Raw genomic sequence first — 23,895 nt, forward strand, 5'->3', positions numbered from 1 at the left:
CTTCTTCGAAATCGATCAGGGCGTTAATACGCTTGAGCCATTCACTGTAGTCAGCCGAGGCCTTGTTCAGCAGCAGGGCTTGGGCACCGGCGATATCACCGGAACGACGCAAGGCCTCCACTTCGCCAGAAGAGGCCAGGGTTTTGCGTTCGATGTCCTTGATAGCCGTGAGCAGGCTCTGCTCTTGGGCGGTCACAGGGCGGTCTGCGAACAACTGGTCCATGGGCTTGGCCGATTCCACATACACCGCTTCCAGCTGCCGTACTTCATTCAAGTGCGTGGCCAAGTCTTGGTCATTGTTGACCAGCACCGCATCACGAATAGCAATAGCGCGGTTGTGAACGCTGCCACGGAAGTTGATTGCATAGCGCTGCACCAGCGCTGCGTTCTGGCTGACATTGGACAAGGTGTGGTCGATCACGCTCACGCGCTGGATGCCGACCGCTGTAATAACAACGATCAGGGACACCACCGCTGCGAACGCTAAGCCGATACGTGTGGCCAAAGAAAGGGAGTTGTTCATAGGAATGCTCATGGGGAACCGAAGCCTGGGAAGGATGGCTCCAGGCCATCAACTATTTGGCGTCAATTTAATGAAGAAATTCCTTGGCGCACCAATTATTTTTTAAATAAAACTTCATAGTCTGGCTCTATCCGCAAAAAACGCAGACACGAGCGTGGCTGCCTATGTGTGTGTGCGGTACTGCATAGCAGCTGATAAGAATAAGCACTGCTACCCCGGCTGCGCTCGGTAGCCGGGGCAGCGACGTGGTCAGGCGGCGGGCTTGAGCACTACCTTGGTCCAGCCTTGATCCCGGGCGTCGAAGTGCTTATACGCCTCCGGGCCTTCGGCCAGGCTCAAACGGTGGGAAATGATCTGCGCAGGGTTGGCACGGCCATGATGGATCAGTTCGGCCAGGCGACGGTTGTATTGCTTCACGTTGGCTTGGCCGGTGCGAATGTACTGGCCTTTGAACCAGAACGAACCGAAGTCGAAGGCCATCTTGCCTTCTTTGGCCAAGTCACTCTTAGCACCAGGGTCCTGGGGAACGAACACGCCCACCACGCCGATACCACCCGTAGGTTTGGTTGAGGCCACCAGGTTGTTCATGGTCAAGTGGTTGGCTTCATGGCCGTGCTTGTCACAGCATTGGTAGCCCACGCATTCGCAGCCGCGGTCTGTGCCTTGGCCGTTGGTATGGTTCAGGATCTGCTCAACGGCCTCGCTCTCAAGGGAATTGATGGCGATGGCGCCCATCTTCTCCGCCAATTTCAGGCGGTCGGGGTGATTGTCCACTACAAACACCTGGGACGCGCCTTTGATCATGGCCGAATGGGCAGCCATCAGGCCCACCGGGCCCGCGCCATAGATAGCAATGCTCTCGCCCGGCATCAGGCCAGACAGCTCAGTGGCATGCCAGCCAGTGGGAAAAATATCCGACAACATCACATAGTCGTCTTCCTTTTCCTGGGCATCTTCAGGCAGTACTAGGCAATTGAAGTCGGCATAGGGCACGCGCAGCAGCTCAGCCTGCCCGCCCTGGTAGGGGCCCATTTCTGCAAAACCATAGGCCGCCCCTGCACTGCCGGGGTTGGCCGTCAGGCAGAACCCGGTCAGGCCCTTCTCGCAGTTGGCGCAAAAACCACAGCCGATATTGAACGGCAGGCAGACACGATCACCCACCTTTACGCGATCTACGCCTTGGCCTACGGCGACCACCTCTCCCAGGTTTTCGTGGCCGAACACGCGGCCCGTCTCGAAACTGGTACGGCCTTCATACATGTGCAGGTCTGAGCCGCAGATATTGGTAGTAGTGATGCGGACCAAAGCGTCCGTGGGTTTCTCAATCCGGGCATCGGGCACGTTCTGAACACTGACGTCGCGTGGGCCGTTGTAGACGATTGCTTTCATGATGTCCTCCACAGTTAACAAACAGGCAAGCAAGGGATGTGGCCTTCCTTTCACTGGCACCGTTCCTACGCAATGCATGAACCCGGACGAACGGCGGATGAGACAGTGCGCTCTATACCGAAACAGCCGCTGGCGCTCTGGGCCAGCCAAACGAGAGGGACACCCGTGGAAAACGAAACACCGTGGCACTGGAGTGAGCAGGCCCTGGCGCAAGCGCGCCGCTTCAACAAAACCCTGGCTTGGCTGCCCAGGTTTCGTATTCGCAACCGTTTTACACCCCTGGCCATTCAGGCATTGCTACGCATAGGGCAACTGCGCAGCCCTGCCAAGCTCGCTCGGCACGGCCTGCAGGCCCAGGAACAGGTGCTGAGCTGTAACGGCCACCAAGTACCCGTACGCATTCTTCGGCCCAATGGCCCAGCGCGTGCTCTGGTGATCGATATTCATGGCGGAGGTTGGGTGATCGGCAATGCGCAGATGAACGACGACCTCAACGTGGCCATGGTCAACGCCTGCCAGGTGACGGTGGTGTCCGTGGATTATCGGCTGGCGACCTCAACCCCCATTGAAGGTCTGATGCTGGACTGCCTCACGGCGGCCCGGTCGCTGCTGAGCCAGGATCATCCGGAATTCGCGAGCCTGCCTGTGATCGTGGTAGGTGAGTCGGCGGGTGGGCAGCTGGCGGCGGCCACGTTATTGGCGCTGAAGCAATGGCCAGCACTTTTGCAGCGCATCACCGGTGCCGTGCTGTATTACGGGGTGTACGACTTCACGGGTACGCCTAGCGTGCGAACTGCCAAGGCAGACACGCTGGTGCTGGACGGGCCAGGGATGGTGGCTGCGTTTCGCAGGCTTACGCCAGGCCTGACCGATGCCCAGCGCGCGCAAGCCCCGTTGTCACCCCTGTATGGGGACTTCAATGGCCTGCCGCCTGCACTCTTGCTCGCAGGTGAACTTGACCCCCTGCGCGATGACACCTTGATGCTTGCCGAACAGTGGGGGGCGTCGGCACCCGTAGAATCCCACCTCGTGCCTTGCGCGCCCCATGGCTTTATTCACTTCCCCACAGCCATGGCTGATGAAGTAGTGGCCCGTACGCATGCCTGGATCAACCAGCGCATTGCAGCGTCGCTACCTTGAGTGCTCCGTATGCCGGCCATTCAGATCGAAGCGCCAATCTGCCGCTTGAGTTGCTCACGTGCGCGGGAAAGGCGCGACCGTACCGTGCCGATCGGTACACCCAGGGACGAGGCGGTGTCTTGGTAATTGCCATCCATCTCCAGGCTCACTTCAATCACCTGCTGCATGTGGGTCGAAAGCTGGCCAATGGCGACCACCACACGCGCCAACTGGCGATGACCATCTACCTGATGGCCGATGTCACGGCCAGGGTGCCCGTCTGAATGCACCTGCTCTTCCCAGCTTTCCTGGTAAGGCTGGTTATACATTTTGCGGAAGTGGTTACGGATCAGGTTCAGGGCAATCCCACACAGCCAGGTTTGAGGCTTGCTAGAGCCTTGGAACTTGTGCTCGTTACGGATGGCCTCAAGGAAGGTGCCTTGCAAAAGGTCGTCCACATCGTCTGGGTTCATCACGCGCTTGTGAATGAAGGCACGCAGCATCTGTACCTGGTCAGAGGTCAGGTGACGGATAGCGCTGGCCGGTTGGGTATGAGCACCGTTGCCGAGTACGCAATTCGTTTGCATGGGAACTTACCTTTTATGGATGAAGTGGCCCTAGCTGTATTGCGATAGTTGTGCCATATGAAGAATGTTTCATAAACAATTGATTTAAAAGATATTCACCTTTCGAAACAGTGTTATCTAGGGCAAGTTTTTGCAAAATGTTGCATGGCCAGGTGCGAGGTTTTGCACAAAAGCTCTGCGCGTAGCGCGCATGGAACCGGCCTAGCGCTTCGACCACTCAGGCGTATCACCTGAGCAGAAGCGCGCTATGAAAATCGCACCTCCCGTCATACCGCAGACCAGCCACCTGTCACCGGTGCCGCCTCCTTCTACACCTGCCAACTTGCGGCCAGGGACAGGAGATGCGGCCGCCAAGACGTTTGCCGATCAGAAGCTGGGTGACCTGAAAGATGATGCGTCGCTTGTACAACAGGCCGATACCCATGACCGGCGGGATCAGGCAAGAACCCTCAATGGCCTGAGGTCGCAGGCGGCGCAATCCGGCCAGATCAGCCGCGAGCTCAATGCAGCTTATAAAAAATCCGTAGACACGAAGGTGCGCGACTTGCGTCGCGACCTTCGCAACCTTCCTGGGCTCGCAGCCCCGACCTACCAAAACATCGCCGCTCGTGTACTGCAGGAGTCTGAGGGGGATGTAGGCGTAGCCTGGTCATGGTTGCAAGAGGCCGCTCGACAAGCGCATCAGGAGGGACAACCCAAAGAGGGCAACGAGCTGCGCGAGATGGCGCAGAAGATGCGCAAGGATGTGTCTCGTGCGCTTAGATATAACCGCAAGGCCACCCTTCGTGGAGGGCGCGCGCGCGCCACAGGCCCCAGAGGCGCCACCCAGGAGGCGATGTACAACGCTGCGGTCGACGGCCCGCATAACGTGATCGGGCTATTGGAAGCTTTGCTGGAAGACATGCGCGAGCACGGTAAGTCCGACATCTCGCTTAGAGAAGTGCAGTCGAAGATGGCCAAGGACATCGCCTCTGCAGCAGCGGCCAATGCAAAGGCGCAAACCCGACCATTGATGAACGGGATGACCACAGCCACCCATGTGGCGACACTCAAGCGCGCCTGTGAAGATCTTTTGACCCATATGCGCAGCAAGAACCCTGAGCTACGAGTGGAAGGCGTTGCCTTGCTGCACCAACTGTTCGCTTTGGCGGGGCACAAGATGCCAATTGAAAATACTCGCACGCTGCTGGAGCTGATTGGCGGCAAGCGCCTGCGCGATCAGCTGGCGTGCCTGAACGGGATCAGGAACATTCTGCTTTACAAGGTACACAGGCCGCTGTGGGGCCCTGTCAAGAACTACCACGCCGCCCAGGACAACCTCCTCGAACTCGGCACCCTCATGACGGCTGAGGAACAAAAGCTTATCCAGGAGAACAGCGATTTATGGAACGCGTAATCAACTTACTCAATGGCGTGGCCCTGGCGGCTATGCGCCGCTCAGAGATCGTTGGCGCCTTCGTAGTCATTGCGATCGTGTTCATGATGATCACCCCCATGCCCACTGCGCTGGTGGACGTGCTGATCGCCATTAACATCTGTATCTCCTGCCTGCTGATCATGCTGGCCATGCACCTGCCCCGGCCCCTGGCGTTCTCTACATTCCCGGCCGTGCTGCTGCTCACCACTATGTTCCGCCTGGCGCTGTCGATTTCCACCACCCGCCTGATTCTGCTGAACCAGGATGCGGGCCACATCGTGGAAGCCTTCGGCCAGTTCGTGGTGGGGGGCAACCTGGCCGTGGGCATGGTGATCTTCATGATCCTCACGGTAGTGAACTTCCTGGTGATCACCAAGGGTTCGGAGCGTGTGGCCGAAGTGGGCGCACGCTTCACTCTTGATGCCATGCCTGGCAAGCAGATGTCCATCGACAGCGACCTGCGTGCCAACCTGATCACTGTTCAGGAAGCCCGCACGCGGCGTTCGGAACTTGGGAAAGAAAGCCAACTGTTCGGTGCCATGGACGGGGCCATGAAGTTCGTGAACGGCGACGCCATCGCCAGCCTGATCATCGTGGCCATCAACATGATCGGCGGCATCGCCATCGGTGTGGTGCAGCACGGCATGTCAGCCGGTGATGCCTTGCAGCTGTACACAGTACTGACCATTGGTGACGGCCTGATCGCACAGATCCCGGCACTGCTGATTTCGGTTACCTGCGGTATCGTCATCACCCGCGTACCCAACAATGACGGGGGCGTGCCTACCAATATCGGCCGGGAAATCGCTGAGCAGATCACCAGCCAGCCCAAGGCCTGGATCATCGCGGCCGTGGCCATGCTGGGTTTCGCTGCCCTGCCCGGCATGCCTACCGCCGTGTTTATCGTCATTTCCATCATCTGTGGCGTGGGCGGTGCGTTGCAGCTGTACCGTGCACGCCCTTCGGCAGCCATCGGCGACGCTGAAGCGGTAGCACCTGAATTCAACGGCCACGAAGACCTGCGTACCTTCTCGCCCAGCCGGCAGTTCGTGTTGCAATTCCACCCCTCCCAGAGCCAGGGGCACGTGGAGGCGCTGGTGACCGAAATCCGTCAGCGGCGCAACCGCCTAGTGGTCCAGTATGGCCTTACCCTGCCCTCCTTCGTCATCGAGCATTCTAACGATCTGGCGCCGGATGAGTTTCGCTTCAACGTGTACGAGGTACCGCTGGTACGAGCCACCTTCACTCATAGCCACACGGCGGTGCCCGCTGATGTATTTGCTCAGCAGGCCGATGAGGCCGTTGCAGGGCTGGCTGAGCGTCAGGAGGCCGATTGGCTCTGGCTGCCCAGCGAGACGGTTGCCGACATGGAGGCGCACCCAGACATTGTCAGTGCCCATACCCTGATCATCGAACGTATGGAGCGAGCCCTGCATGCCTGCGGGCCTAAGTTCATCGGCTTGCAGGAAGCCAGGGCCATTCTGAGCTGGCTTGAATCGGAGCAACCCGAAGTTGCCCAGGAAATGCAACGGGCCGTACCCCTGGCACGCTTTGCTGCAGTACTGCAACGGCTGGCCTCCGAATGCGTTCCCCTACGCTCGGTACGGGTGATCGCTGAAACCCTGATCGAACATGGCCAGTACGAGCGGGAAGTGACTGCGCTGACGGACTACGTGCGTATCGCCTTGAAATCCCAGCTGTACCACCAGTATGCCGGTGACGACGGTTTGCAAGTCTGGCTCATGACGCCGGAAAGCGAAGGCATCCTGCGCGATGGCCTGCGCCAGACCCAGACCGAAACCTTCTTCGCGCTGGGTAACGAAACCAGCCAGTTGCTGGTGCAGCAGTTGCACTTGGCATTTCCGGTACGGGCCAGGGAAAAAGCCGTGCTACTGGTGGCCCAGGACCTGCGCAGCCCGCTGCGCACGCTCTTGCAGGAAGAGTTCCACCATGTACCGGTGATGTCGTATGCCGAAATCGGCGCCACCTCCCAGGTGAAAGTGATGGGCCGCTTCGAGCTGGAAGAAGAAATGGACGCGCTGGAAAACCCCTATGCCGCCTGACGTGAGGTCACACGAAATGTTTGAATTGCGCGTATTGACCGGCCTGCATCAAGGCGCCGCGCTGCCCCTGATAGGCGACCAATGGCTGATCGGTTCGGACGCAGCGCTGGACCTGGCACTGCACGACCCCGGCGTTGCCCAGCGCCATTGCCGCCTGGAACGCAGCGGCGAACACTGGAGCCTGAACGCCGAAGACGGTGCGGTGATGGATGAAGAAGGCCACGCCCACCCCGTGACTTCCCTGGCACCCGGCAGCCCGTTCGTGCTGGGGTCGGTATGGCTGGCGGTCACACACGCCGAGGCCGCCTGGCCCAATGTGCCGGTGCCGCTGGCGCAGAACCAGGGTGGCGCCGAGCCCGTAGAGCCCACACCAGTACCCAAGGCACGCCGTAAGGTGTTCAACCGCCCTACGCTGCTGATTACCGGCGTATTGATCGGTGTGGTCGGCAGCGCCTGGAGCCTGTCCCGTAGCGCAGCGCCTCTGGAGCCGTCTATGGCCGGTGCGCACCCGGCCAGCCATGTCGCTGCCAAAACGATGCCCACTGTGGCTGCGTCCTCACGCACCCGGCTGAGCGCCGAACAAGCCCGGCTCAAGCTCAAGACCATGCTCAGCGACCGGCTGCTCAACGACATCAATGTGGAAGCGACGCCCAAAGGGTTGGTGCTGACCGGCAGCCTGCAGGAAGACTCGCGTGACGTGTACCAGCGCATGTTGCAGCGGTTCGAGGGTAGCTTTGAAAGCGCAGTGCCCTTGATCGATGAAGTGGGCGCTACAGGTTCAGCACTGCCCTTCGTGATTGTGCAGATCCTGTCGGGCCCACAGGCGCACTTGGTCACCGCTGACGGCAAGCGCCTATACATCGGCGATGATCTTGAGGGTCTACGTTTGACGCGCATTGATGACGGAAAGGTGGAGTTCGAGGGTGATCGCCACTATGAGGTGCGCTGGTGAATGCCGCTCTGCAGCAATGGGCCGCCGGGCATGCCCAGCGTCTGGAACGGTTCTCGGCGGTGCGTGCCAGCGGGCGGGTGAGTGCGGTCAATGGGATTCTGCTGCAATGCCAGGTGCCAGCTGCTGAAATCGGTGAGCTGTGCGAGGTAAGCAAGGCCGATGGCAGTACCATCCTGGCAGAGATTGTGGGCTTCACAGCTGAGTACACGCTGCTCAGTGCCTTGGGTACGCCAGAAGGCATTCAGGTCAACGCGTGCATACGCCCGTTGGGCATGGCGCATCGCATCGGCGTCGACGAGCGCCTGTTGGGTAATGTCTTGGATGGCTTCGGCCGCCCTTTGGTGGGCACCGAAGGCGCCTTTGCCGGCCCCAACGACCCCCGCGACACGGTGCCGGTCATTTCCGAGGCCCTGCCTCCCACCCAGCGCCCGCGTATCACCCGCGCCCTGCCCACCGGTGTGCGCGCAATCGACAGTGCCATCCTGCTGGGAGAAGGCCAGCGTGTGGGCCTATTCGCGGGTGCCGGTTGCGGCAAGACTACGCTGATGGCGGAACTGGCCCGCAACATGGACTGCGATGTGATCGTGTTCGGGCTGATCGGTGAACGTGGGAGGGAACTGCGCGAGTTTCTCGACCACGAACTGGACGAGACCCTGCGGCAGCGCTCGGTACTGGTGTGTGCCACGTCGGACCGCTCCAGTATGGAGCGCGCCCGCGCCGCATTCACTGCCACGGCCATTGCCGAGGCTTACCGTGCCAAAGGCCTGAAGGTGCTGCTGTTGCTCGATTCCCTTACCCGCTTCGCCCGTGCCCAACGCGAGATCGGCATTGCAGCCGGCGAGCCGTTGGGCCGTGGCGGCCTGCCACCTTCCGTGTACACGTTGCTGCCACGGCTGGTAGAGCGTGCAGGCATGAGCGAAGTGGGCTCTATCACGGCCTTGTACACCGTGTTGATCGAGCAGGACTCCATGAACGACCCGGTGGCCGACGAAGTACGGTCATTGCTGGACGGCCATATCGTGCTGTCGCGTAAGCTGGCAGAACGAGGGCATTACCCAGCCATCGACGTACAGGCCAGCATCAGCCGGATCCTGAGCAACGTAACCGGGCGCGAACATCAGCAAGCCAATAACCGTTTGCGCCGGCTGATGGCGGCTCACAAGCAGGTGGAAATGCTATTGCGCTTGGGCGAATATCAACCGGGCAACGACCCGGTCACAGACTGCGCAGTGGCCTTGCATGAACCTATCAATGCATTCTTGCGCCAAGATCTAAGGGAACCCGTGCCGCTGGAAGACACCCTGTACGCCCTGATGCAACTCACCGAGCAGCTACCGGAGTAAGGCCATGGACGATGATGCGCTGCAGGAAGATCCGGACCGCGTTGCCTTGGAGAACGTCATTCACGTGCTGACCCCGCTGCGTCAACACCGCCAGGCCCGTGCCGAGCGCGCCCAGCGCCAGGCACAGCAAAACCTTGAAGCCGGCCAGGAGCAACTAACGCAGGCCAAAGACGTGCTGACTGACGAAACCGCACGTAAAGGCGTGCAGCGCCAGGCCATGGCTACAGAGCACTTGAACCAGGCCATGACCCTCAAGGACATGGACCGTTGGCAACACAAGGAACGTAAGCTGCTCGACCACCTGTCACGGTTGCGCCAAGGCATCGAACAACAGCGACGCGCCGTAGTTGCACAGCAGCAGGCCGTGCTCGATGCACAACGCAGTGCCAAAGCTGCCCAGCGTGCCACTGAAAAACTGGCGTGCCTGGCGGAGGCCATCGCTGATGAAAGCTGAACAACGCCCGCCTTCACCGCCTCGCCCTGTGGCCAGCCCGGCGCCTGCACCCGAACCTGCCAAGCCAGGCTTGGCCACGGCACCGCGCCGCAGCGAAAGCGAACGCCTGCGAGGCAATGGGCTTAGCCGAGAGGCAGAGGCTGTACCCAGCGGTGACAGCCATTTTTTCTCACAGTTGATCCTGCCTGCGGACGCCCGCAGCGGTGATGAAGGCATGGGTGGTAACCGGAGTATCGCCTGGGCCGCCCCCGCAGAAGAAACGTCAGGGGAATGGATAGGCACACTGGCCCAACACCTGAGCAAGGCCCCACCGGAGGGGCTGGAGATCACGGTGCTGATGCCGAACCTCGGTAACGTTAACGTACGGGCTACCCCACAGCCAGGGCAATGGCGCATCGAGCTGGGCTTTGCCCGCCGGGACGTGGCGCGGCGCCTGCGCCCACGCGAACGGCAATGTGAGGCGGCGTTTGCCGACGCGTTGGGCAAACCTGTGGAACTGGCAATGTACGACGAGGCTACCCTGTGACGCCCTTGAAGCTACGCTCGGTGAATACCCATGTGGCTCGCGCGACCCAAGCACTGGGCGCAGGTGCCCGCTTACCGTTTCGAATAAGCGACTGGGCCGGGGCGCTCAGGCTGCACCCGTTGGCAAACGTACCTTCCACACGTGGGCTGTGGTTGAATAGCGCAATAGGCCCAGTGTGGCTAAGCGACGCCGACGCCGTGCTGAGCTTGTTGAGCGAACACCCGGTGGTGGTTCAAGGGCCGGCCCAACCTTGGTATTGGCAGTTTGTGAGCCAGCACCTGGCCCCTTCTATCGCCCGAAGCCTGTCGCCACTGGAGCCCTTGACCACTGACGTACCCAAAGGGCCTTTGGTGCATTGCCGGGTGGAGGTACAGGCAGGCGAACAACAGGTGCATGCCTATTTGAGCATGCCCCCGCAAAGCCTGCTGCAATGGCTTCAGGTACCCGGTTGGCAACGCTTGCAACGCCCTCTCGACGAGGGATTTGAAGTGACTTTTTCCGTGCCACTGGGCTACACCGAACTCAGCGCCCAGCAGTTGGCCTCGCTGCGCCCCGGCGATGTACTGCTGCCCCAGCAGTGCCTATTCGACACGCAGGGCCGTGGCAGCCTGGAGATAGCAGGCCAGCAATGGGCCGGTGAAGCTGCTGCCCAGGGTAGCCAGCTCCTTTTTATTCTGAGCCATGAGGAATCCCTTGCATCATGAATGCCTACGACGAAGACGCTGCTGTTGAACAAGAGGGGTATGACGCACCGTCCTATGCCGAAGACATCACAGATGAAGGCACGCAGCACGAAGAAGGTTATGACGAAGGCAGCTACGACGAAGAAGGCTACGATGAAGGCCTGTCACCCCGGTATGCCGACGAGCCGGCAGCGACTGCCAACCCAGACGTATTAGACGACCTGCCGTTGGCGCTGACCCTGCGCTGCGGCCAACTGACCCTGACCTTGGGGCAGTTGCGCGAACTGGCCAGCGGTAGCGTGCTGGAGATAAACGGCGTAGCGCCCGGCCAAGCGACCCTGTGTTACGGCGAGCGCATTGTGGCCGAGGGTGAACTGGTGGACGTGGACGGCCGCCTTGGCTTGCAGATTACCCGGATGGCGTCGCAACCATGATCATGGACGGGGTGAACCCGGTACTGCTGGCACTGTTTCTGGGTGCGCTGTCGCTGATTCCGTTTTTGCTGATCGTGTGTACGGCGTTCCTGAAAATTTCCATGACCTTGCTGATCACACGCAATGCTATCGGTGTGCAGCAGGTGCCGCCTAATATGGCCATCTACGGTATTGCCTTGGCAGCGACGCTGTTCGTAATGGCGCCTGTGGCCCATGACATCAGCGAGCGGGTCAAGGCACGCCCGCTGGACATGTCTTCCACTGAAAAGCTGCAAGCCAGCGCAGCAGGTGTAATCGGGCCACTGCAAGGCTTCATGACGCGCAACACCGACCCTGACGTGTCGGCCCATCTGCTGGACAATACCCAACGCATGTGGCCCAAGGCATTGGCCGACCAGGCCAGCAAAGACGACCTGCTGCTGGCCATTCCGGCGTTCGTACTGTCAGAGTTGCAAGCCGGTTTCCAGATCGGCTTCCTCATTTACATCCCCTTCATCGTGATCGACTTGATCGTGTCCAATCTGCTGCTGGCCCTGGGGATGCAGATGGTGTCACCTATGACCATTTCACTGCCGCTCAAGCTGCTGCTGTTCGTGCTGGTCAACGGCTGGACGCGCCTGCTCGACAGCCTGTTCTATTCCTATATGTGAGGCGGTATGGAAGCGTTGGCGCTGTTCAAGCAGGGCATGGTGCTGGTGGTAATACTCACCGCTCCGCCCTTGTTGGTTGCGGTATTGGTGGGGGTCGCCACGTCATTGATACAGGCCTTGATGCAGATCCAGGACCAGACCCTGCCCTTCGGTATCAAGCTGGCCGCAGTGGGTCTTACTCTGGCCATGACGGGGCGTTGGGTAGGCGTTGAATTGATCCAGTTCATCAACATGGCCTTTGACCTGATCGCCCGTACCGGCGGAGCTCATTAGGTGGCAGTGTCCTCAGTGCCGCTGCCGCTGGATGCCCAGTACCTGTTTGACCTGATGCTGGGTACCGGGCTCTCCATGGCGCGGCTGCTGCCGTGCATGATGCTGGTACCGGCCTTTTGCTTCAAATACCTGAAAGGCCCATTGCGCTACGCGGTGGTGATCGTAGTGGCGATGATTCCAGCACCCGCGATCGGCCAGGCCCTAAGCAGTCAGGAAAACCTGATTGCCATCGCCGGGCTGCTGCTCAAGGAAGGCGTGCTGGGAATACTTTTAGGCATGCTGCTGTACGCGCCCTTCTGGATGTTCGCATCGGTGGGGGCGCTGCTGGACAGCCAGCGCGGTGCACTGAGCGGTGGGCAGCTGAACCCTGCACTCGGGCCGGACGCTACGCCGCTGGGTGAGCTGTTCCAGGAAACCCTGATCATGCTGGTGATTCTGTCGGGGGGGCTGACCTTGATTCTCCAGGTGATCTGGGACAGCTACCTGGTGTGGCCTCCCACGGCCTGGCTGCCCGCCATGACCATCGAGGGCCTGGACCTGTTCCTGGAACAGCTGAACCAGACCTTGCAGCACATGATGCTGTACGCCGCACCTTTCATAGGCCTGTTGCTGCTGATTGAAGCGTCGCTAGCGATCATTGGCCTGTACGCCCAGCAACTGAACGTTTCGATCCTGGCCATGCCGGCCAAGAGCATGGCAGGGCTGGCGTTTCTTATCGTTTACTTGCCCACGTTGCTAGCGTTGGGCAATGAGCGCATTACGCGGCTGGTGGATGTCAAAGCCCTCCTGCTTCACCTTGTACAGGTGCCCTGAGCCATGGCTGAAAAAACAGAAAAAGCCACGCCCAAGCAGCTACGCGATGCGCGTGAGAAAGGCCAGGTTGCCCAGAGCCAGGACCTGAGCAAACTGCTGGTGTTGCTGGTGGTGAGTGAAATCACCTTGGGGCTGGCTGATGACAGCGTAAGTCGCCTTCAGGGCCTGCTGTCGGTAGCACTGGCGGCGACCGGCCAGCCTTTTGCGAGTGTGGTAGGCCAAGTGGCCATGGACGGTGCAACATTGCTGGGCGGGTTCATTCTGTGCAGCGTGGGCGTGGCGGTACTGATGCGCCTGGTGGGCAGTTGGGTGCAGATCGGGTTCCTGTTCGCGCCCAAGGCGCTGAAGTTCGACCTGAAGAAGATAGACCCGTTTTCCCATGCCAAGCAGATGTTCTCGGGCCAGAACGTCACCAACCTGCTGTTGAGCATACTCAAAGCCTCATTGATTTCCATCACGCTGTATACCGTGGTAAAGCCGGAACTCAACGTGCTGGTCCTGCTGGCCAACTCCGACCTCACCACGTACTGGCATGCCCTGCTGGAGCTGTTCCGCCATGTGTTGCGTACCACCTTGGGCCTGTTGCTGGTGCTGGCAGGGCTGGATGTGGCCTTGCAAAAGTACTTCCATGCCAAGAAGCTGCGCATGAGTCATGAAGACATCAAGAACGAGTACAAGCAGTCCGAAGGCGACCCTCATGTCAAAGGCCATCGCAAGCAACTGGCCCACGAGCTGCTGAACCAGGCTCCCGGCTCTGCGCCCCCGCCAAAGCCTGTGGAAGAGGCCGACATGGTGGTGGTCAACCCTACCCACTACGCCGTTGCCTTGTTCTACCGGCCCGGTGAAACGCCGCTGCCGCGCATTCACTGCAAAGGCGAAGACAATGACGCCTTGGACCTGATTGCACGGGCCAAGGCGGCAAAGGTGCCGGTGGTACAGAGTATCTGGCTGGCGCGTACGCTCTACAAAGTCGCCGAAGGGCGGTACATTCCCCGGCCTACCTTGCAGGCAGTGGCGCAGATCTATCAGGTCATCCGGCAGCTGGACGAAGTGACCGACGAGGTTATTCAAATCGAAAACTGAGCCTGTGCAGCCCCTTCAACTCTCAAGCTAGACCTGCCACCCCCAATGAACTTGGCAGCCTGCGGCTGCAAATCACGGGATTTGGAAACCGGTCAGGATAGCCCGAGAATTGGAGCCAATACCTTATCCACACAGGCTTACCAAAGGCGTCAAAAGCCAAGGCAAAGCTTAGGGAACCCTACGGGCATCGATCGCCACTCAAGAGCATTGCTTCCGCCCCCGGATAAATGCATTGAAAATCCATAGCTCTGCTCAAATCCCTGTTACCACGCCCGCCGCCCAGGCCGCCCCCTCTGCGCCTGCCCACGCGGTGGCCAATGCGCCAACCCCCGCCCACACCTCCGCGCCCGTGATGCCAAACAAGCTGTTGCTGGGCGACCGCCCGATACGAGTAGGCAGCATCGATCCGCCACCGGGCGACGACGGTGTCTGGATAAAACGTACACTCGCCATAGCGCTGGAACCTACCGGCGATTCGGCCCGAATCGACACGCCGCCCGAGTACAAAGGCATCACCTGCAAAGGCGACCAATGGCACGGATACCCCGCCAACCGCCTGCCCGATAAGCCAGACGCGCCGTTGAACCCTTCGTATATGCGTGTGTTGGTGAGTGCCAGTGGCCACTTGAAATTCATCGCGGAACGCCAAGCCGAAAAGGGGTTCAACGAGCATAAGCAGGAGGCCCTCGTCTCTTTGATTCACGCGCCGACGTTAACGAACCTGCCGAATAAAGCGCTGGCCACTATCGTTGGATACGCTGCACCCAACACACTTAAAGACGTCAAACCGGACGAATCGGCAGAATCGGACAGATCGGCCTATGTGCCACGTCCGTTGATTACCCTGCGGGGGGTCAACAAACGGTTCCAACAGGCCGCCGTGGGAACGATGTCAACGAAGCAAAATTTCAACCTAGGCGCCGGGCATATACTGAGTGGACTAGCGGGCGTCAGCCAAAAACACATCGAAGCGCTGTCGGCCCGTGATCCTATACAACAGCGGCTCGTGTACTTTAACTTCGTCAAATTGATGGGGTATGGGCTATCTCACGCCGATATCGTGGATGCGTCGGGCCTCGATGAAGCCGCGCTAAAAGCGCTTCTCGAACATGGTGAAAGGCTCAGAGACTTAGGCTTCGCAGGCGCTGACACCGTAACGCTGGCCGCCAAGCCTGAACGCTTGGCGTTTTTTGCCCGCCATGCTGAGGTGCTGAAACCTCTAAAACTCACAGTTCGAGTGCTCGATCGAATCGCTGGCGCGCCCAACTCGCCTCAAGCGGCCGAGGCGATGAAAAAAGGTGAGGATGCCTTGGCGGCCTCTGGCTTCGGGAATTCAATGGCCAAACACATCCTGAACCGACCCACGGATTTTGGACGGGGCCCAAAGACCCAACCGATAAAAGACCTGATCAAGGACGTTCTGCAAAACCTGTCGGTATCGGATCCCGCCCATCGAGACGCTGCCATCGATATCATAGTGCCGGCGCTTTATGGCCGCACGATCGATCTTGAACCCTCGCATATTGCAGACTCCATTGGTTTTAATCCAGCAGTGCGCAATTTGGTCAAAGACTACGCTGAGCAATTGGCAGGGATGCGTTCAACTCCGAAATCACATACGCCCCGGTTCAGCTGGCAGGAACTGTGACCTCGTTGAATGAATCGACGGCACCGGCCGCCGCTACGGCGTTTATTGAACGTCCGACATGAACGATCAGGCGAGGAAAGCCTTGATAGGCGTGTTCCTCCAGAAATTGGCGGTTGCCGACCCTGTGCGCCGAAATACGGCCATCACCGCCATGTTATCGGCGCTAGTACAGCGGATGGGCGAGCTAAACGGCATCAACGCGCGAGGCTTTTCCGGTTACCTTTGGTGTACAGGAATCTTTGAAATTCCCCTCCATCAAGGCGTTACCAAGCGGGTATCCAGCCCAAACCGCTCCTGGCTCACCAACCGATATTTGCCCTCAGCCAGCTCGCAGCTGACCAACAGGTTCCACGAATGGCGGGTTACGGCAGAAGGAAGCAATACGAACGGGTGTTTGGCCAACAGCTCATCGGCAAACGCCTGTTGGTTAGGAGAAGCAGCAGCGCTGGTCAGCCATACGGGGTTGGGGACTTCTTCAGGCTGAATAACCCTAATAAGGCGCTGGTCCAGCACTTCAAAACAGGTCAGCACATGAGGTACGGCATCAAGCGTATCGAAGCCTGCATGCACGGCCACTTCAAGAATAGCGGTGGAAGGGTCTGCCGAGGCATACACGACTGCACGGCCTGGCGGGTTCCAGCGCCCACCCATTTTCTGGGCACCGATACCGCTATCCCAAGAAGCTTTATACAGCTGGCGGTCAAGCCTCCATGCGTGCCACGAAGGCGCCCAAGGCAACGGCGTCATTGATAGATCCCGAGGGCTACACGCTCCAGGTAGTCCTCGACCGTCTGAAAGCCAATCGGGTTGTCGATGACGTCTAAAGGCACATCGCCATCCAGGTACTTGCAGGGGCGTCCCAGCCATTCCTCGGCAAGCTTCTGAGTGCCGAACACATTGATGGCGTGTTCGAGGACCTTGGCATATTGGTACGCCACGGCACTCTGCTGGGCATTGAGCTGCGTCGGTTGTTTGCTGCTGCCCTGGCGCTGAAGTGTCCTGACAGACCTTCCGACGATACGGCTGAGGACCTTTTGAGTGGAATACAGCAGCGACATTGAAAGCATGTCCTGCACGTCTTTAAGGGCAAAGCCTTTAATGGTCATTCTGTAGACCATGACACTGCTTAGCTGACCGATGTCAGCTTGAAGCAAGTATTCAGTAGGCCTGCGAGCGGTATGCATTGTTTGAGCGGCATGCACGTCGGCAGCAGTCATATTGCACCCCACTAAACGACATTTGTCGCGATTTTAGCGCCAAATGTCGCAAACCACAACGCCTAGTGTTTACTGCCTTAGCTGCCATATCTGAATCGTCTCAATACCCCCTCCTTTATATATTTCAACTGTGCCACTTGCTTCTGTAGGCTTTTCCACGCCATCACAAGCGCACAGTTTTCCACCGTCATGACTTTCTAATAACAAGAGTGACCACCATGCCCTTCCATACCCGCCTTACCCCGTTGGCCATCACTGTGGCGCTGTTCGGCAGCCACTGCGCCTATGCAGCCAATACGGCTGGCGTACCTTGTGCCACGACCGAACAGTGCGCTGCACAGGCCGCGAAGATCGGAGCCACGGTTGAAAAGCCTAAGCTGGCAGGTGATCCGGCCAACTCACAGTTCGCCTGGCTTAACCGCATCAACCAGGCGTCGATTGTGATGCTCACCGAGGAAGGCATCGTGACCCCGGAACTGGGCCGAAAGATTGCCGGGGGCGTGCGCTATGCCATCGACCAAGGCAACCGGCCCGACGGCAAGCGCCCCACTGATGTGCTGCAATTGGAGCAGATCATGACGGAAAAAATTGGCCCTGAAGCGTCGTTGATCCACTCCGGCCGTAGCCGCCAGGACATGCTGGCCACGTACCGATTGGCCACGCTGCGCACCGACGTGCTGGCCATGGCCGATGCGCTGAACAGCACCCGCCAACGCCTCCTGGCACTGGCCGACAAGCACATCGATACCCTGGTGCCTGCCTATACCAACGGCGTACAGGCCATGCCCATCAGTTACGCGCATTATCTGTTGGCTTTCGAAGCCGCCTTTGAGCGTGATGGGCAACGCATTCACGAGCTGTACCAGCGCCTGAACCTCAGCCCCATGGGCACGGCGGTACTGGCCAATTCAGCCTACCCCTTGAACCGGGAGCGCCTGGCCGAGCTATTGGGCTTTGACGGCGTACGGGAAAACTCCCTGGATGCCAGCCAGGTCTCCACCTATGACGTCCCTATCGAGGCGGTGAATATTGCGTCCAACGCCGCCATCCGTGTGGGTGCAATGGTGGGCGACATTCATACGCAATATCACCAGATCCGCCCGTGGTTGCTGCTGGACGAAGAAAAAACCTACACCAGCAGTGCCATGCCTCAGAAGCGCAACCCTGGGCTGTTGATGCGTGCCCGTGAAGCGTCTTCGGATGTGGCAGGCTTGGCCCAGGCAGTCACCCTGCGTGCGCACAACGTGACCACCGGCATGACCGACTACAAGTTTGCGTTCGACAGCTTGGGCGTGTTCGACGCCACCCGGGAGATGTTTAGTGCCACCAATGCCGTACTGGATGCGCTGCAGGTCAACCCACAGCGTGCCCTGGAAGAACTGGAAAACGAATGGACCACCTCCATGGAATTGGCTGATACGTTGGAACGTCTGCACAAGGTGCCCTTCCGCATCGGCCACAGTTTTGCCTCGCTGATTGTGGAGGAGGCGCGCGCCAACGGCCTTACGCCCAAGACCTTCCCCTACGACCATGCCCAGAAGCTTTACGCCCAAGCCGCTGAGCATTACAAATGGTCGCCCGCTACATTGCCGCTGGACGAAGCCACCTTCCGTGCTGCACTGTCGCCACGGGCGATGGTCAACACACGCAAAGGCACGGGTGGTCCTCAACCTGAGGAGGTCAAGCGTATGCTTGCCGAAGCCCATCAGGCCCTTGAGGTGGGACCGTCAGTGGCTTAAAACAAAGCGGGACAACCTGGCCAACGCCCAAGGCAGCCTCGACAAGGCCTTCGGCAGCCTATTGCCCACTACGCCTTGAAAAGCTTTTTTAAGCGTTCACTACCCTACAGGCCATAGCACGATGGAACTGCGACACCTGCGCTACTTTTTAATGGTTGCCGAAGAGCGGCACTTCACCCGGGCTGCTATGCGCCTGAATATACAGCAGCCCCCACTGAGCCAGCAGATCAAGGTATTGGAGCAGGAGTTGGGCTTTGCACTTTTCATTCGCCGCCCCAGGGGGGTGGACCTGACACCGGGCGGGCAAGTGTTCCTTGCCGAAGCCCGGGACATTCTCAACCGGGTTCAGGATGCCAGCCGCCATGCCGCCCTGGCGGCTGCAGGCTACGCCGGCAGCCTTAACGTCGGGTTTACCACCTCTGCGGCGGCCCACCCGGCCATACCGACACTGCTTCGTGCGTTTCGCGCGCGATACCCCGGGGTTAGCCTTAACCTGAGCGAAGGCAACGCCCGGGAGCTGACCTATGAACTGGCTGAGCAACGGTTGGACGTCGGGTTCCTCCGTGCGCCAGTGGCTCACCCGGAAAACCTCATTTTCTCCCCCCTCCTCGAAGAGGATATGTTGCTTGTGCTGCCCGTAGGGCATCGGCTGTTGAACCAGGACAGTGAAACGCACGGGATCAGCCTGGCACAGTTGACAGACGAACCGTTCATTCTGGTTCGCACCCACGGCGCACCTGGCCTCTACGGCAACCTGATTCAGGCGTGCGAGCATGCTGGCTTCACTCCGCGCGTTTCGTTCGAAGTTGAACGCATGTTGACCAACATTAATCTGGTCGCGGCTGGCGCAGGGGTGTCCGTGGTGCCTGCGTCCATGCGAGGTTTCCACAGTGCCAGCGTTGTCTATTGCCCTATACGGGACGCCACACCCCGAATGATTGCCCCTATTACGCTGGTCTATGCCCGCGATGCTGACATCCCGGCACTGGCGCATTTTGTAGAGATGGCCTTGGCAGAAGCCGAGGGAAACGTGTGACTCGCGTGGCATTTCAAAAGTACTGCTGAAAATGCCATGCCGCGCTGAGGCCAGCATTTTTTTCACATCAGCCCTATTGAAAAGGGCGGTTTTTCTCCCGCCAGCGCCCTGCTTACCTCCTTGGTAAGAGCGCTGGTGCTGTGTGTCGACAGGAGCGTCAGATTCAGCTTTGAACCGGATCTGCCCTGGCTCACCCAGTTACCAGGCAACCTTATCGCGCCTACCACGACTACATGCGGCGCCCTATATGGAAATCTCATCAGCCCCGTCTATATAAATCTCACAACTATCAAAACTGATATGTTCAAAAACCATATTAAAACTCCAGCCCTCCGATTTTTGTGCGAACCTGAAACCACCTTCCACTTCTAAAATCTCAAATTTTGAGTATGACGCCCCAGAAATATTACTTACTGAAAATTCTTTTATTCTCGAACTAGAAAGTATTACGGCTATAGTATTATAGTTCTCCCCCCACCTGCCCCATTTTTTCACTTCCATTGCAGGCTGCTGCCTAGTGTGCAGAGCGACAGTGGTATTGCCAAAAGGATCGAATTTAACTTGTCCAACCATTAGCACTTCAGCTAGGCCTTGCGGGAAAAGCTTAACAAGAAATTCTTTATGAAAAACAATATCAAGCAGATTCATTTAAATCTCCAGTTAAAATTGTAGTGGCCACGGGTACCGGTGATATTGACTGTGGCAGGCTTACAATTCAACCTCACATTGAAACGAGGACCTGCCCCTTTCAAAGGAGAAGCTTTGATTAACCAATACTATATTATAATAAGCTCTAAACCCGAAGCCCTGCAATACTACGAGCTAATCAGCCCCATCCATGTACACCATGCATTTATCGAAAACTAAGTCTTCAAAAGTAAAATCAATCGCCCACTCACCTGACATTTGTTTTAATCTAAAACCCCCTTCAACTTTCTGAACATCCAATGCTGCGTAGGATGCCTTATAAATATTTTTTACCAATAGATCTTTCACCGTACCGCTACCGAAAACTATGGCCACGGTATTGAAGGTTTCTCCCCACTTCCCCCATTTTTTTATTTCTATCTCAGGCTGCTGCCTAGTATGCACAGTAATCTTAGTGTCACTGAAGGGGGTAATCCCTATTTGCCCAACCAACACATCCCCTGATAATCCTTTAAGAAAAACCTAATTCTTTATGGGAAATAACATCAAATAAATTCATTTATTTTTCAAGTTAGAGCGTAGTGGACATGAATGCCGGCGACGCTATTCGCACTGGGTTTACCGATAAACCTGACAATCAGGCTCATCCAGATAAACACTGCAACTGTCAAACATTAAATATCCACAGACCAAGTCAAAACTCCAGTCATCTGCGCGCTGCGTAAGTCTAAAACCATTCTCCACTTGCTGAACATCTACGCTTGCATATAGGGCACCAGAGATATTTTTTACTGAAAACTCTTTCACTCTGGCGCTTGAAATTTTTACAACTATTACATTGTATACCTCACCCCATTTCCCCCATTTTTTTACTTCAATCGCAGGCTGCTGCCTAGTGTGCAGCGACACAGTGCTATTACCTAGAAAATCAAAACTCACTTGCCCTATCATCAAATTTTTATCCAGGCCTTCTGGAAAAAGGTTAACAAGAAAATGTTTACAGTCAAGAATATCAAGTAAATTCATTTTTCCCCTACTGAGATTGTAGTACCCATAGCTGCCGCTCACATTTCCTTTGGCGGACTTACCATTTGGCCTGATGTTGAGATGGATTTTACTATCTCTCTAAATCCTTTGAAAAAATTCAATCACTCACAAATGTCATCATCCCCGTCTATATAAACCCTACAGCTATCAAAACTGATATAGTCAAAAACCATATGAAAACTCCAACCATCCGATTGCTGTGCGAACCTGAAACCACCTTCCACCTCCAAAAGCTCAACTTTCGAGTATAATGCCCCAGAAATATTACTTACTGAAAGTTCTTTTATTCTCGAACTTGAAAGTATTACGACTATAGTATTATAGTTCTCCCCCCACCTGCCCCATTTTGTCACTTCCATCGCAGGCTGCTGCCTAGTGTGCAGAGCGACAGTGGTATTGCCAAAAGGATCGAATTTAACTTGCCCAACCATTAGCACTTCAGCCAGACCTTGCGGAAAAAGCTTGACTAGAAATTCTTTGCGCAAAACAACATCAAGCAAATTCATTTAAACCTCCAATTAAAATTATAGTGACCATGAGTACCTTCGACATTGCCTGTTGTAAGCTTATCAATTGGCCTCACATTGAAATGCGGATCTGCGCCTCTCAAAAGCACAGCTTTCGAGTGACCAATACTATGTTCTTGGATGATTATTATTTCGCCATTTTTATTAGTAAAGTGATAATTACGAGTTTCCACTACGGCACCTTTTGAATTTTTTACCACATTACCGTAACCATCTTCTAGCTTTATTCTTTCAACCGTAGGGCTTTGCGTGTTAGGTATACCAGCATCACGCTTCGCCTGTTTAAAAGCGTCTCTTCTACTCACGGCCTCATAACTTGTTTTTTTGTTAGGCCCACAAGTCGACAGCCCCAGCGGATCCACCCACCCCACCGGACTCGGCGCATACTGGTACAGGTTCTCCCCACCCAACAACCCAATCGGGTCCTGTGTGGTAAACCGCCCCACCTCCGGATCGTAGTACCGGAACGTATTGTAGTGCAGCCCGGTCTCGTCGTCGAAGTACTGGCCCTGGAAGCGCAGGTTCTGCTCCACCTCGTTCACGACCATCGCGTCGATAGCGCCCCAGGCTCGGTACTTGGCCTGCCATACGATCCGCCCTTCGGCGTCAGTCATCTCCAGCGGGGTGCCGATCTGGTCGGTGTGGAAGTAGTACACCCGGTTTTCGGTATCTCCTTCGCCCGTGTCGACACGGGCCAGCGGTGCATAACTGTCCGGGTCGTACAGGTACAGCCTGCTGTGCCCCGGCCCCTCCTCCCGCAGTAGCCTCAGGCCTTGCCAGAGGAAGTGTTTTTGTTCGGTGTTGCCGTCCTTTTCGACACTCTTGGCCACCCGGCGGCCAAGGCTGTCGTAGCGGTAGGTGCCAACGCTTTCCAGTTTGCCTTGCACATACGTTTGTACTTCAACGAGCCGGTTTTCACAGTCGTAAGCGAGCGTCTGCAGCCGGCTGTGACCACTGGTTTTTTCGATCAGGTTGCCCCAGGGATCGTAGCCGAATTCCTCGCTGTCCACGAGCCGGCCAGTGCCGCTGCTGTGCAGCCGGCCGTTGGGTTCGTACGTGTAGCTGATCTCGCCGCGCAACTAGTCTAAGGTGCCAAGCGCCGGACCTTGTCGAGGCGTAACTCACGATGTAGTCGCTGACGCCTTGTCGATGGGTGGACAGGCCAAGGCGGTTGCGCTGCAGTCATACGATGTTGATCATGCCGACCTAAGCAATGTCACAGAATAGTCACATGATTCAGTACTAGCCTTAAGCATCGCATGAATAATGCTCACCCCTCAATCTCATATAACTTCGATAGAAATCCGTCAAAGCTTTTGTTGATCAAGTATATGTTGTCAGTGCGTACATCTTCCCCTTCATCAGATTCACCCTCATGATCCCAATAGTATACCCCGTCAAAAGCCCCCCCATTTCCTAGCAATATCAAATTTCCTCCAGGATCACGCGCAATAGGGATCATTCCCTCAGGAAATCGTCCGCTGTAGAAGTTGAGACACCCCTCAATTGTATTCAAATCCCGTCCGCAAAGCTCTAAAAAACGATCAACGTTCGATCCATTTTTTTCATCATCAAAACTAAAGCCGTCGGGCTCAGGATATCCACCCTGATAACTTTTCAAAAACTCGCGATAATCATTTGGTATTTTTATTCTTAGCTTATACTCTAAATTCTCAATGGCGCTCGCAGAGACCCCATCTTTCGAATTTTTTATGATCGCCATC

At 57.2% G+C, this 23,895-nt stretch carries 24 protein-coding genes and 3 pseudogenes; 16 read left to right on the forward strand and 11 right to left on the reverse strand.

The features are described 5' to 3' along the window. Positions 1 to 13 precede the first annotated feature (13 nt). Both ACSAMW_RS08635 and ACSAMW_RS08640 read right to left on the reverse strand, forming a co-directional pair. Positions 14 to 535 (reverse strand): annotated as a pseudogene (locus ACSAMW_RS08635) (MCP four helix bundle domain-containing protein); the annotation flags it as partial. A 237-nt stretch (positions 536 to 772) separates the two neighbouring features. Continuing rightward, a complete protein-coding gene (locus ACSAMW_RS08640) occupies positions 773 to 1,912 on the reverse strand; it encodes a glutathione-independent formaldehyde dehydrogenase (protein WP_500593557.1) in 1,140 nt (379 codons plus the stop codon). 165 nt (positions 1,913 to 2,077) lie between these two features. On the opposite strand from ACSAMW_RS08640, the gene ACSAMW_RS08645 reads away from it, so the two are divergent. Continuing rightward, positions 2,078 to 3,052 carry an alpha/beta hydrolase fold domain-containing protein gene (locus ACSAMW_RS08645; protein ID WP_500593558.1) on the forward strand — a complete coding sequence of 325 codons (975 nt, stop codon included), beginning with the start codon at positions 2,078 to 2,080 and terminating at the stop codon, positions 3,050 to 3,052. Between the two features lie 20 nt (positions 3,053 to 3,072). On the opposite strand, the gene ACSAMW_RS08650 is transcribed toward ACSAMW_RS08645, so the two are convergent. After that, entirely contained in the window at positions 3,073 to 3,618 is a 546-nt protein-coding gene (locus ACSAMW_RS08650) for an RNA polymerase sigma factor (RefSeq protein ID WP_500593559.1), read from the reverse strand. A 247-nt stretch (positions 3,619 to 3,865) separates the two neighbouring features. On the opposite strand from ACSAMW_RS08650, the gene ACSAMW_RS08655 reads away from it, so the two are divergent. From ACSAMW_RS08655 to ACSAMW_RS08715, 13 genes are all read left to right on the forward strand, one after another. After that, the gene (locus ACSAMW_RS08655) at positions 3,866 to 5,014 is read left to right on the forward strand and encodes a hypothetical protein (protein WP_500593560.1); all 1,149 of its coding nucleotides are present in this window, start codon (positions 3,866 to 3,868) and stop codon (positions 5,012 to 5,014) included. Then, a complete protein-coding gene (gene sctV, locus ACSAMW_RS08660) occupies positions 5,002 to 7,098 on the forward strand; it encodes a type III secretion system export apparatus subunit SctV (RefSeq protein WP_500593561.1) in 2,097 nt (698 codons plus the stop codon). Before ACSAMW_RS08655 ends, sctV begins: the two co-directional genes overlap by 13 nt. Before the next feature lie 16 nt (positions 7,099 to 7,114). Continuing rightward, on the forward strand, positions 7,115 to 8,050 hold the full coding sequence (locus tag ACSAMW_RS08665) for an FHA domain-containing protein (RefSeq protein WP_500593562.1): 936 nt from the start codon (positions 7,115 to 7,117) through the stop codon (positions 8,048 to 8,050). Further along, positions 8,047 to 9,393: a FliI/YscN family ATPase gene (locus ACSAMW_RS08670; RefSeq protein ID WP_500593563.1), complete on the forward strand. Its 1,347-nt coding sequence runs from the start codon at positions 8,047 to 8,049 to the stop codon at positions 9,391 to 9,393. The genes ACSAMW_RS08665 and ACSAMW_RS08670 overlap by 4 nt, the downstream gene beginning before the upstream one ends. 4 nt (positions 9,394 to 9,397) lie before the next feature. Then, a complete protein-coding gene (gene sctO / locus ACSAMW_RS08675; protein WP_500593564.1) occupies positions 9,398 to 9,847 on the forward strand; it encodes a type III secretion system stalk subunit SctO in 450 nt (149 codons plus the stop codon). Next, positions 9,837 to 10,373, forward strand: coding sequence for a type III secretion system HrpP C-terminal domain-containing protein (locus tag ACSAMW_RS08680; RefSeq protein ID WP_500593565.1), 537 nt, complete (start codon positions 9,837 to 9,839; stop codon positions 10,371 to 10,373). Before sctO ends, ACSAMW_RS08680 begins: the two co-directional genes overlap by 11 nt. Then, complete coding sequence (locus tag ACSAMW_RS08685) at positions 10,370 to 11,077, forward strand: type III secretion protein (RefSeq protein WP_500593566.1); 708 nt, start codon at positions 10,370 to 10,372, stop codon at positions 11,075 to 11,077. The genes ACSAMW_RS08680 and ACSAMW_RS08685 overlap by 4 nt, the downstream gene beginning before the upstream one ends. Next, on the forward strand, positions 11,074 to 11,490 hold the full coding sequence (locus ACSAMW_RS08690) for a FliM/FliN family flagellar motor switch protein (RefSeq protein WP_500593567.1): 417 nt from the start codon (positions 11,074 to 11,076) through the stop codon (positions 11,488 to 11,490). Before ACSAMW_RS08685 ends, ACSAMW_RS08690 begins: the two co-directional genes overlap by 4 nt. Then, entirely contained in the window at positions 11,487 to 12,140 is a 654-nt protein-coding gene (gene sctR, locus ACSAMW_RS08695) for a type III secretion system export apparatus subunit SctR (RefSeq protein WP_168084888.1), read from the forward strand. The genes ACSAMW_RS08690 and sctR overlap by 4 nt, the downstream gene beginning before the upstream one ends. Positions 12,141 to 12,146: 6 nt before the next feature. Beyond that, positions 12,147 to 12,413, forward strand: coding sequence for a type III secretion system export apparatus subunit SctS (gene sctS, locus ACSAMW_RS08700; protein ID WP_168084889.1), 267 nt, complete (start codon positions 12,147 to 12,149; stop codon positions 12,411 to 12,413). A gap of 21 nt (positions 12,414 to 12,434) precedes the next feature. After that, positions 12,435 to 13,226, forward strand: coding sequence for a type III secretion system export apparatus subunit SctT (sctT, locus tag ACSAMW_RS08705; protein WP_168084910.1), 792 nt, complete (start codon positions 12,435 to 12,437; stop codon positions 13,224 to 13,226). 3 nt (positions 13,227 to 13,229) lie between these two features. Next, a complete protein-coding gene (sctU, locus tag ACSAMW_RS08710) occupies positions 13,230 to 14,309 on the forward strand; it encodes a type III secretion system export apparatus subunit SctU (protein WP_500593568.1) in 1,080 nt (359 codons plus the stop codon). 232 nt (positions 14,310 to 14,541) lie between these two features. After that, positions 14,542 to 15,957, forward strand: a complete 1,416-nt coding sequence (locus ACSAMW_RS08715) for a hypothetical protein (RefSeq protein ID WP_500593569.1) — start codon at positions 14,542 to 14,544, stop codon at positions 15,955 to 15,957. 255 nt (positions 15,958 to 16,212) lie between these two features. On the opposite strand, the gene ACSAMW_RS08720 is transcribed toward ACSAMW_RS08715, so the two are convergent. Together ACSAMW_RS08720 and ACSAMW_RS08725 are read right to left on the reverse strand one after the other, a co-directional pair. Then, on the reverse strand, positions 16,213 to 16,704 hold the full coding sequence (locus ACSAMW_RS08720; RefSeq protein WP_500593570.1) for an RES family NAD+ phosphorylase: 492 nt from the start codon (positions 16,702 to 16,704) through the stop codon (positions 16,213 to 16,215). Further along, positions 16,701 to 17,174, reverse strand: a complete 474-nt coding sequence (locus ACSAMW_RS08725; protein ID WP_500593571.1) for an Xre family toxin-antitoxin system antitoxin — start codon at positions 17,172 to 17,174, stop codon at positions 16,701 to 16,703. Before ACSAMW_RS08725 ends, ACSAMW_RS08720 begins: the two co-directional genes overlap by 4 nt. 218 nt (positions 17,175 to 17,392) lie before the next feature. Between ACSAMW_RS08725 and ACSAMW_RS08730 the strand changes: the two are divergent. Next, positions 17,393 to 18,992, forward strand: a pseudogene (locus ACSAMW_RS08730) (argininosuccinate lyase). 42 nt (positions 18,993 to 19,034) lie between these two features. Next, positions 19,035 to 19,949 (forward strand): LysR family transcriptional regulator, encoded by a 915-nt coding sequence (locus ACSAMW_RS08735; protein ID WP_500593572.1) that lies wholly within the window; start codon positions 19,035 to 19,037, stop codon positions 19,947 to 19,949. Between the two features lie 243 nt (positions 19,950 to 20,192). Here ACSAMW_RS08735 and ACSAMW_RS08740 read toward each other — a convergent pair whose 3' ends face one another. The 6 genes and pseudogenes from ACSAMW_RS08740 to ACSAMW_RS08765 form a co-directional block, all read right to left on the reverse strand. Beyond that, entirely contained in the window at positions 20,193 to 20,597 is a 405-nt protein-coding gene (locus ACSAMW_RS08740) for a hypothetical protein (RefSeq protein ID WP_500593573.1), read from the reverse strand. Positions 20,598 to 20,771: 174 nt separating this feature from the next. Next, on the reverse strand, positions 20,772 to 21,092 hold the full coding sequence (locus ACSAMW_RS08745) for a hypothetical protein (protein ID WP_500593574.1): 321 nt from the start codon (positions 21,090 to 21,092) through the stop codon (positions 20,772 to 20,774). 123 nt (positions 21,093 to 21,215) lie between these two features. Next, on the reverse strand, positions 21,216 to 21,623 hold the full coding sequence (locus ACSAMW_RS08750; protein WP_500593575.1) for a hypothetical protein: 408 nt from the start codon (positions 21,621 to 21,623) through the stop codon (positions 21,216 to 21,218). A 122-nt stretch (positions 21,624 to 21,745) separates the two neighbouring features. Next, the gene (locus ACSAMW_RS08755) at positions 21,746 to 22,150 is read right to left on the reverse strand and encodes a hypothetical protein (RefSeq protein ID WP_500593576.1); all 405 of its coding nucleotides are present in this window, start codon (positions 22,148 to 22,150) and stop codon (positions 21,746 to 21,748) included. Next, positions 22,147 to 23,250: pseudogene (locus tag ACSAMW_RS08760) on the reverse strand (RHS repeat-associated core domain-containing protein); the annotation flags it as partial. The pseudogene ACSAMW_RS08760 and the gene ACSAMW_RS08755, both read right to left, overlap by 4 nt. Positions 23,251 to 23,441: 191 nt before the next feature. Further along, positions 23,442 to 23,894, reverse strand: coding sequence for an SMI1/KNR4 family protein (locus ACSAMW_RS08765; protein WP_500593577.1), 453 nt, complete (start codon positions 23,892 to 23,894; stop codon positions 23,442 to 23,444). Position 23,895: the final 1 nt, after the last annotated feature.

This window comes from Pseudomonas sp. AB39(2026) (assembly GCF_059831485.1).

What these genes read in the sequence shown, in the direction of transcription:
- sctU (WP_500593568.1), top strand. Translation starts at nt 13,230, where the DNA reads ATGGCTGAAAAAACAGAAAAAGCCACGCCCAAGCAGCTACGCGATGCG.
- ACSAMW_RS08640 (WP_500593557.1), bottom strand. Translation starts at nt 1,912, where the DNA reads ATGAAAGCAATCGTCTACAACGGCCCACGCGACGTCAGTGTTCAGAAC.
- sctR (WP_168084888.1), top strand. Translation starts at nt 11,487, where the DNA reads ATGATCATGGACGGGGTGAACCCGGTACTGCTGGCACTGTTTCTGGGT.
- ACSAMW_RS08650 (WP_500593559.1), bottom strand. Translation starts at nt 3,618, where the DNA reads ATGCAAACGAATTGCGTACTCGGCAACGGTGCTCATACCCAACCGGCC.
- ACSAMW_RS08755 (WP_500593576.1), bottom strand. Translation starts at nt 22,150, where the DNA reads ATGAATTTGCTTGATGTTGTTTTGCGCAAAGAATTTCTAGTCAAGCTT.
- ACSAMW_RS08750 (WP_500593575.1), bottom strand. Translation starts at nt 21,623, where the DNA reads ATGAATTTACTTGATATTCTTGACTGTAAACATTTTCTTGTTAACCTT.
- ACSAMW_RS08655 (WP_500593560.1), top strand. Translation starts at nt 3,866, where the DNA reads ATGAAAATCGCACCTCCCGTCATACCGCAGACCAGCCACCTGTCACCG.
- sctS (WP_168084889.1), top strand. Translation starts at nt 12,147, where the DNA reads ATGGAAGCGTTGGCGCTGTTCAAGCAGGGCATGGTGCTGGTGGTAATA.
- ACSAMW_RS08735 (WP_500593572.1), top strand. Translation starts at nt 19,035, where the DNA reads ATGGAACTGCGACACCTGCGCTACTTTTTAATGGTTGCCGAAGAGCGG.
- ACSAMW_RS08665 (WP_500593562.1), top strand. Translation starts at nt 7,115, where the DNA reads ATGTTTGAATTGCGCGTATTGACCGGCCTGCATCAAGGCGCCGCGCTG.
- sctO (WP_500593564.1), top strand. Translation starts at nt 9,398, where the DNA reads ATGGACGATGATGCGCTGCAGGAAGATCCGGACCGCGTTGCCTTGGAG.
- ACSAMW_RS08720 (WP_500593570.1), bottom strand. Translation starts at nt 16,704, where the DNA reads ATGACGCCGTTGCCTTGGGCGCCTTCGTGGCACGCATGGAGGCTTGAC.
- sctV (WP_500593561.1), top strand. Translation starts at nt 5,002, where the DNA reads ATGGAACGCGTAATCAACTTACTCAATGGCGTGGCCCTGGCGGCTATG.
- ACSAMW_RS08690 (WP_500593567.1), top strand. Translation starts at nt 11,074, where the DNA reads ATGAATGCCTACGACGAAGACGCTGCTGTTGAACAAGAGGGGTATGAC.
- ACSAMW_RS08725 (WP_500593571.1), bottom strand. Translation starts at nt 17,174, where the DNA reads ATGACTGCTGCCGACGTGCATGCCGCTCAAACAATGCATACCGCTCGC.
- ACSAMW_RS08765 (WP_500593577.1), bottom strand. Translation starts at nt 23,894, where the DNA reads ATGGCGATCATAAAAAATTCGAAAGATGGGGTCTCTGCGAGCGCCATT.
- ACSAMW_RS08740 (WP_500593573.1), bottom strand. Translation starts at nt 20,597, where the DNA reads ATGAATCTGCTTGATATTGTTTTTCATAAAGAATTTCTTGTTAAGCTT.
- ACSAMW_RS08680 (WP_500593565.1), top strand. Translation starts at nt 9,837, where the DNA reads ATGAAAGCTGAACAACGCCCGCCTTCACCGCCTCGCCCTGTGGCCAGC.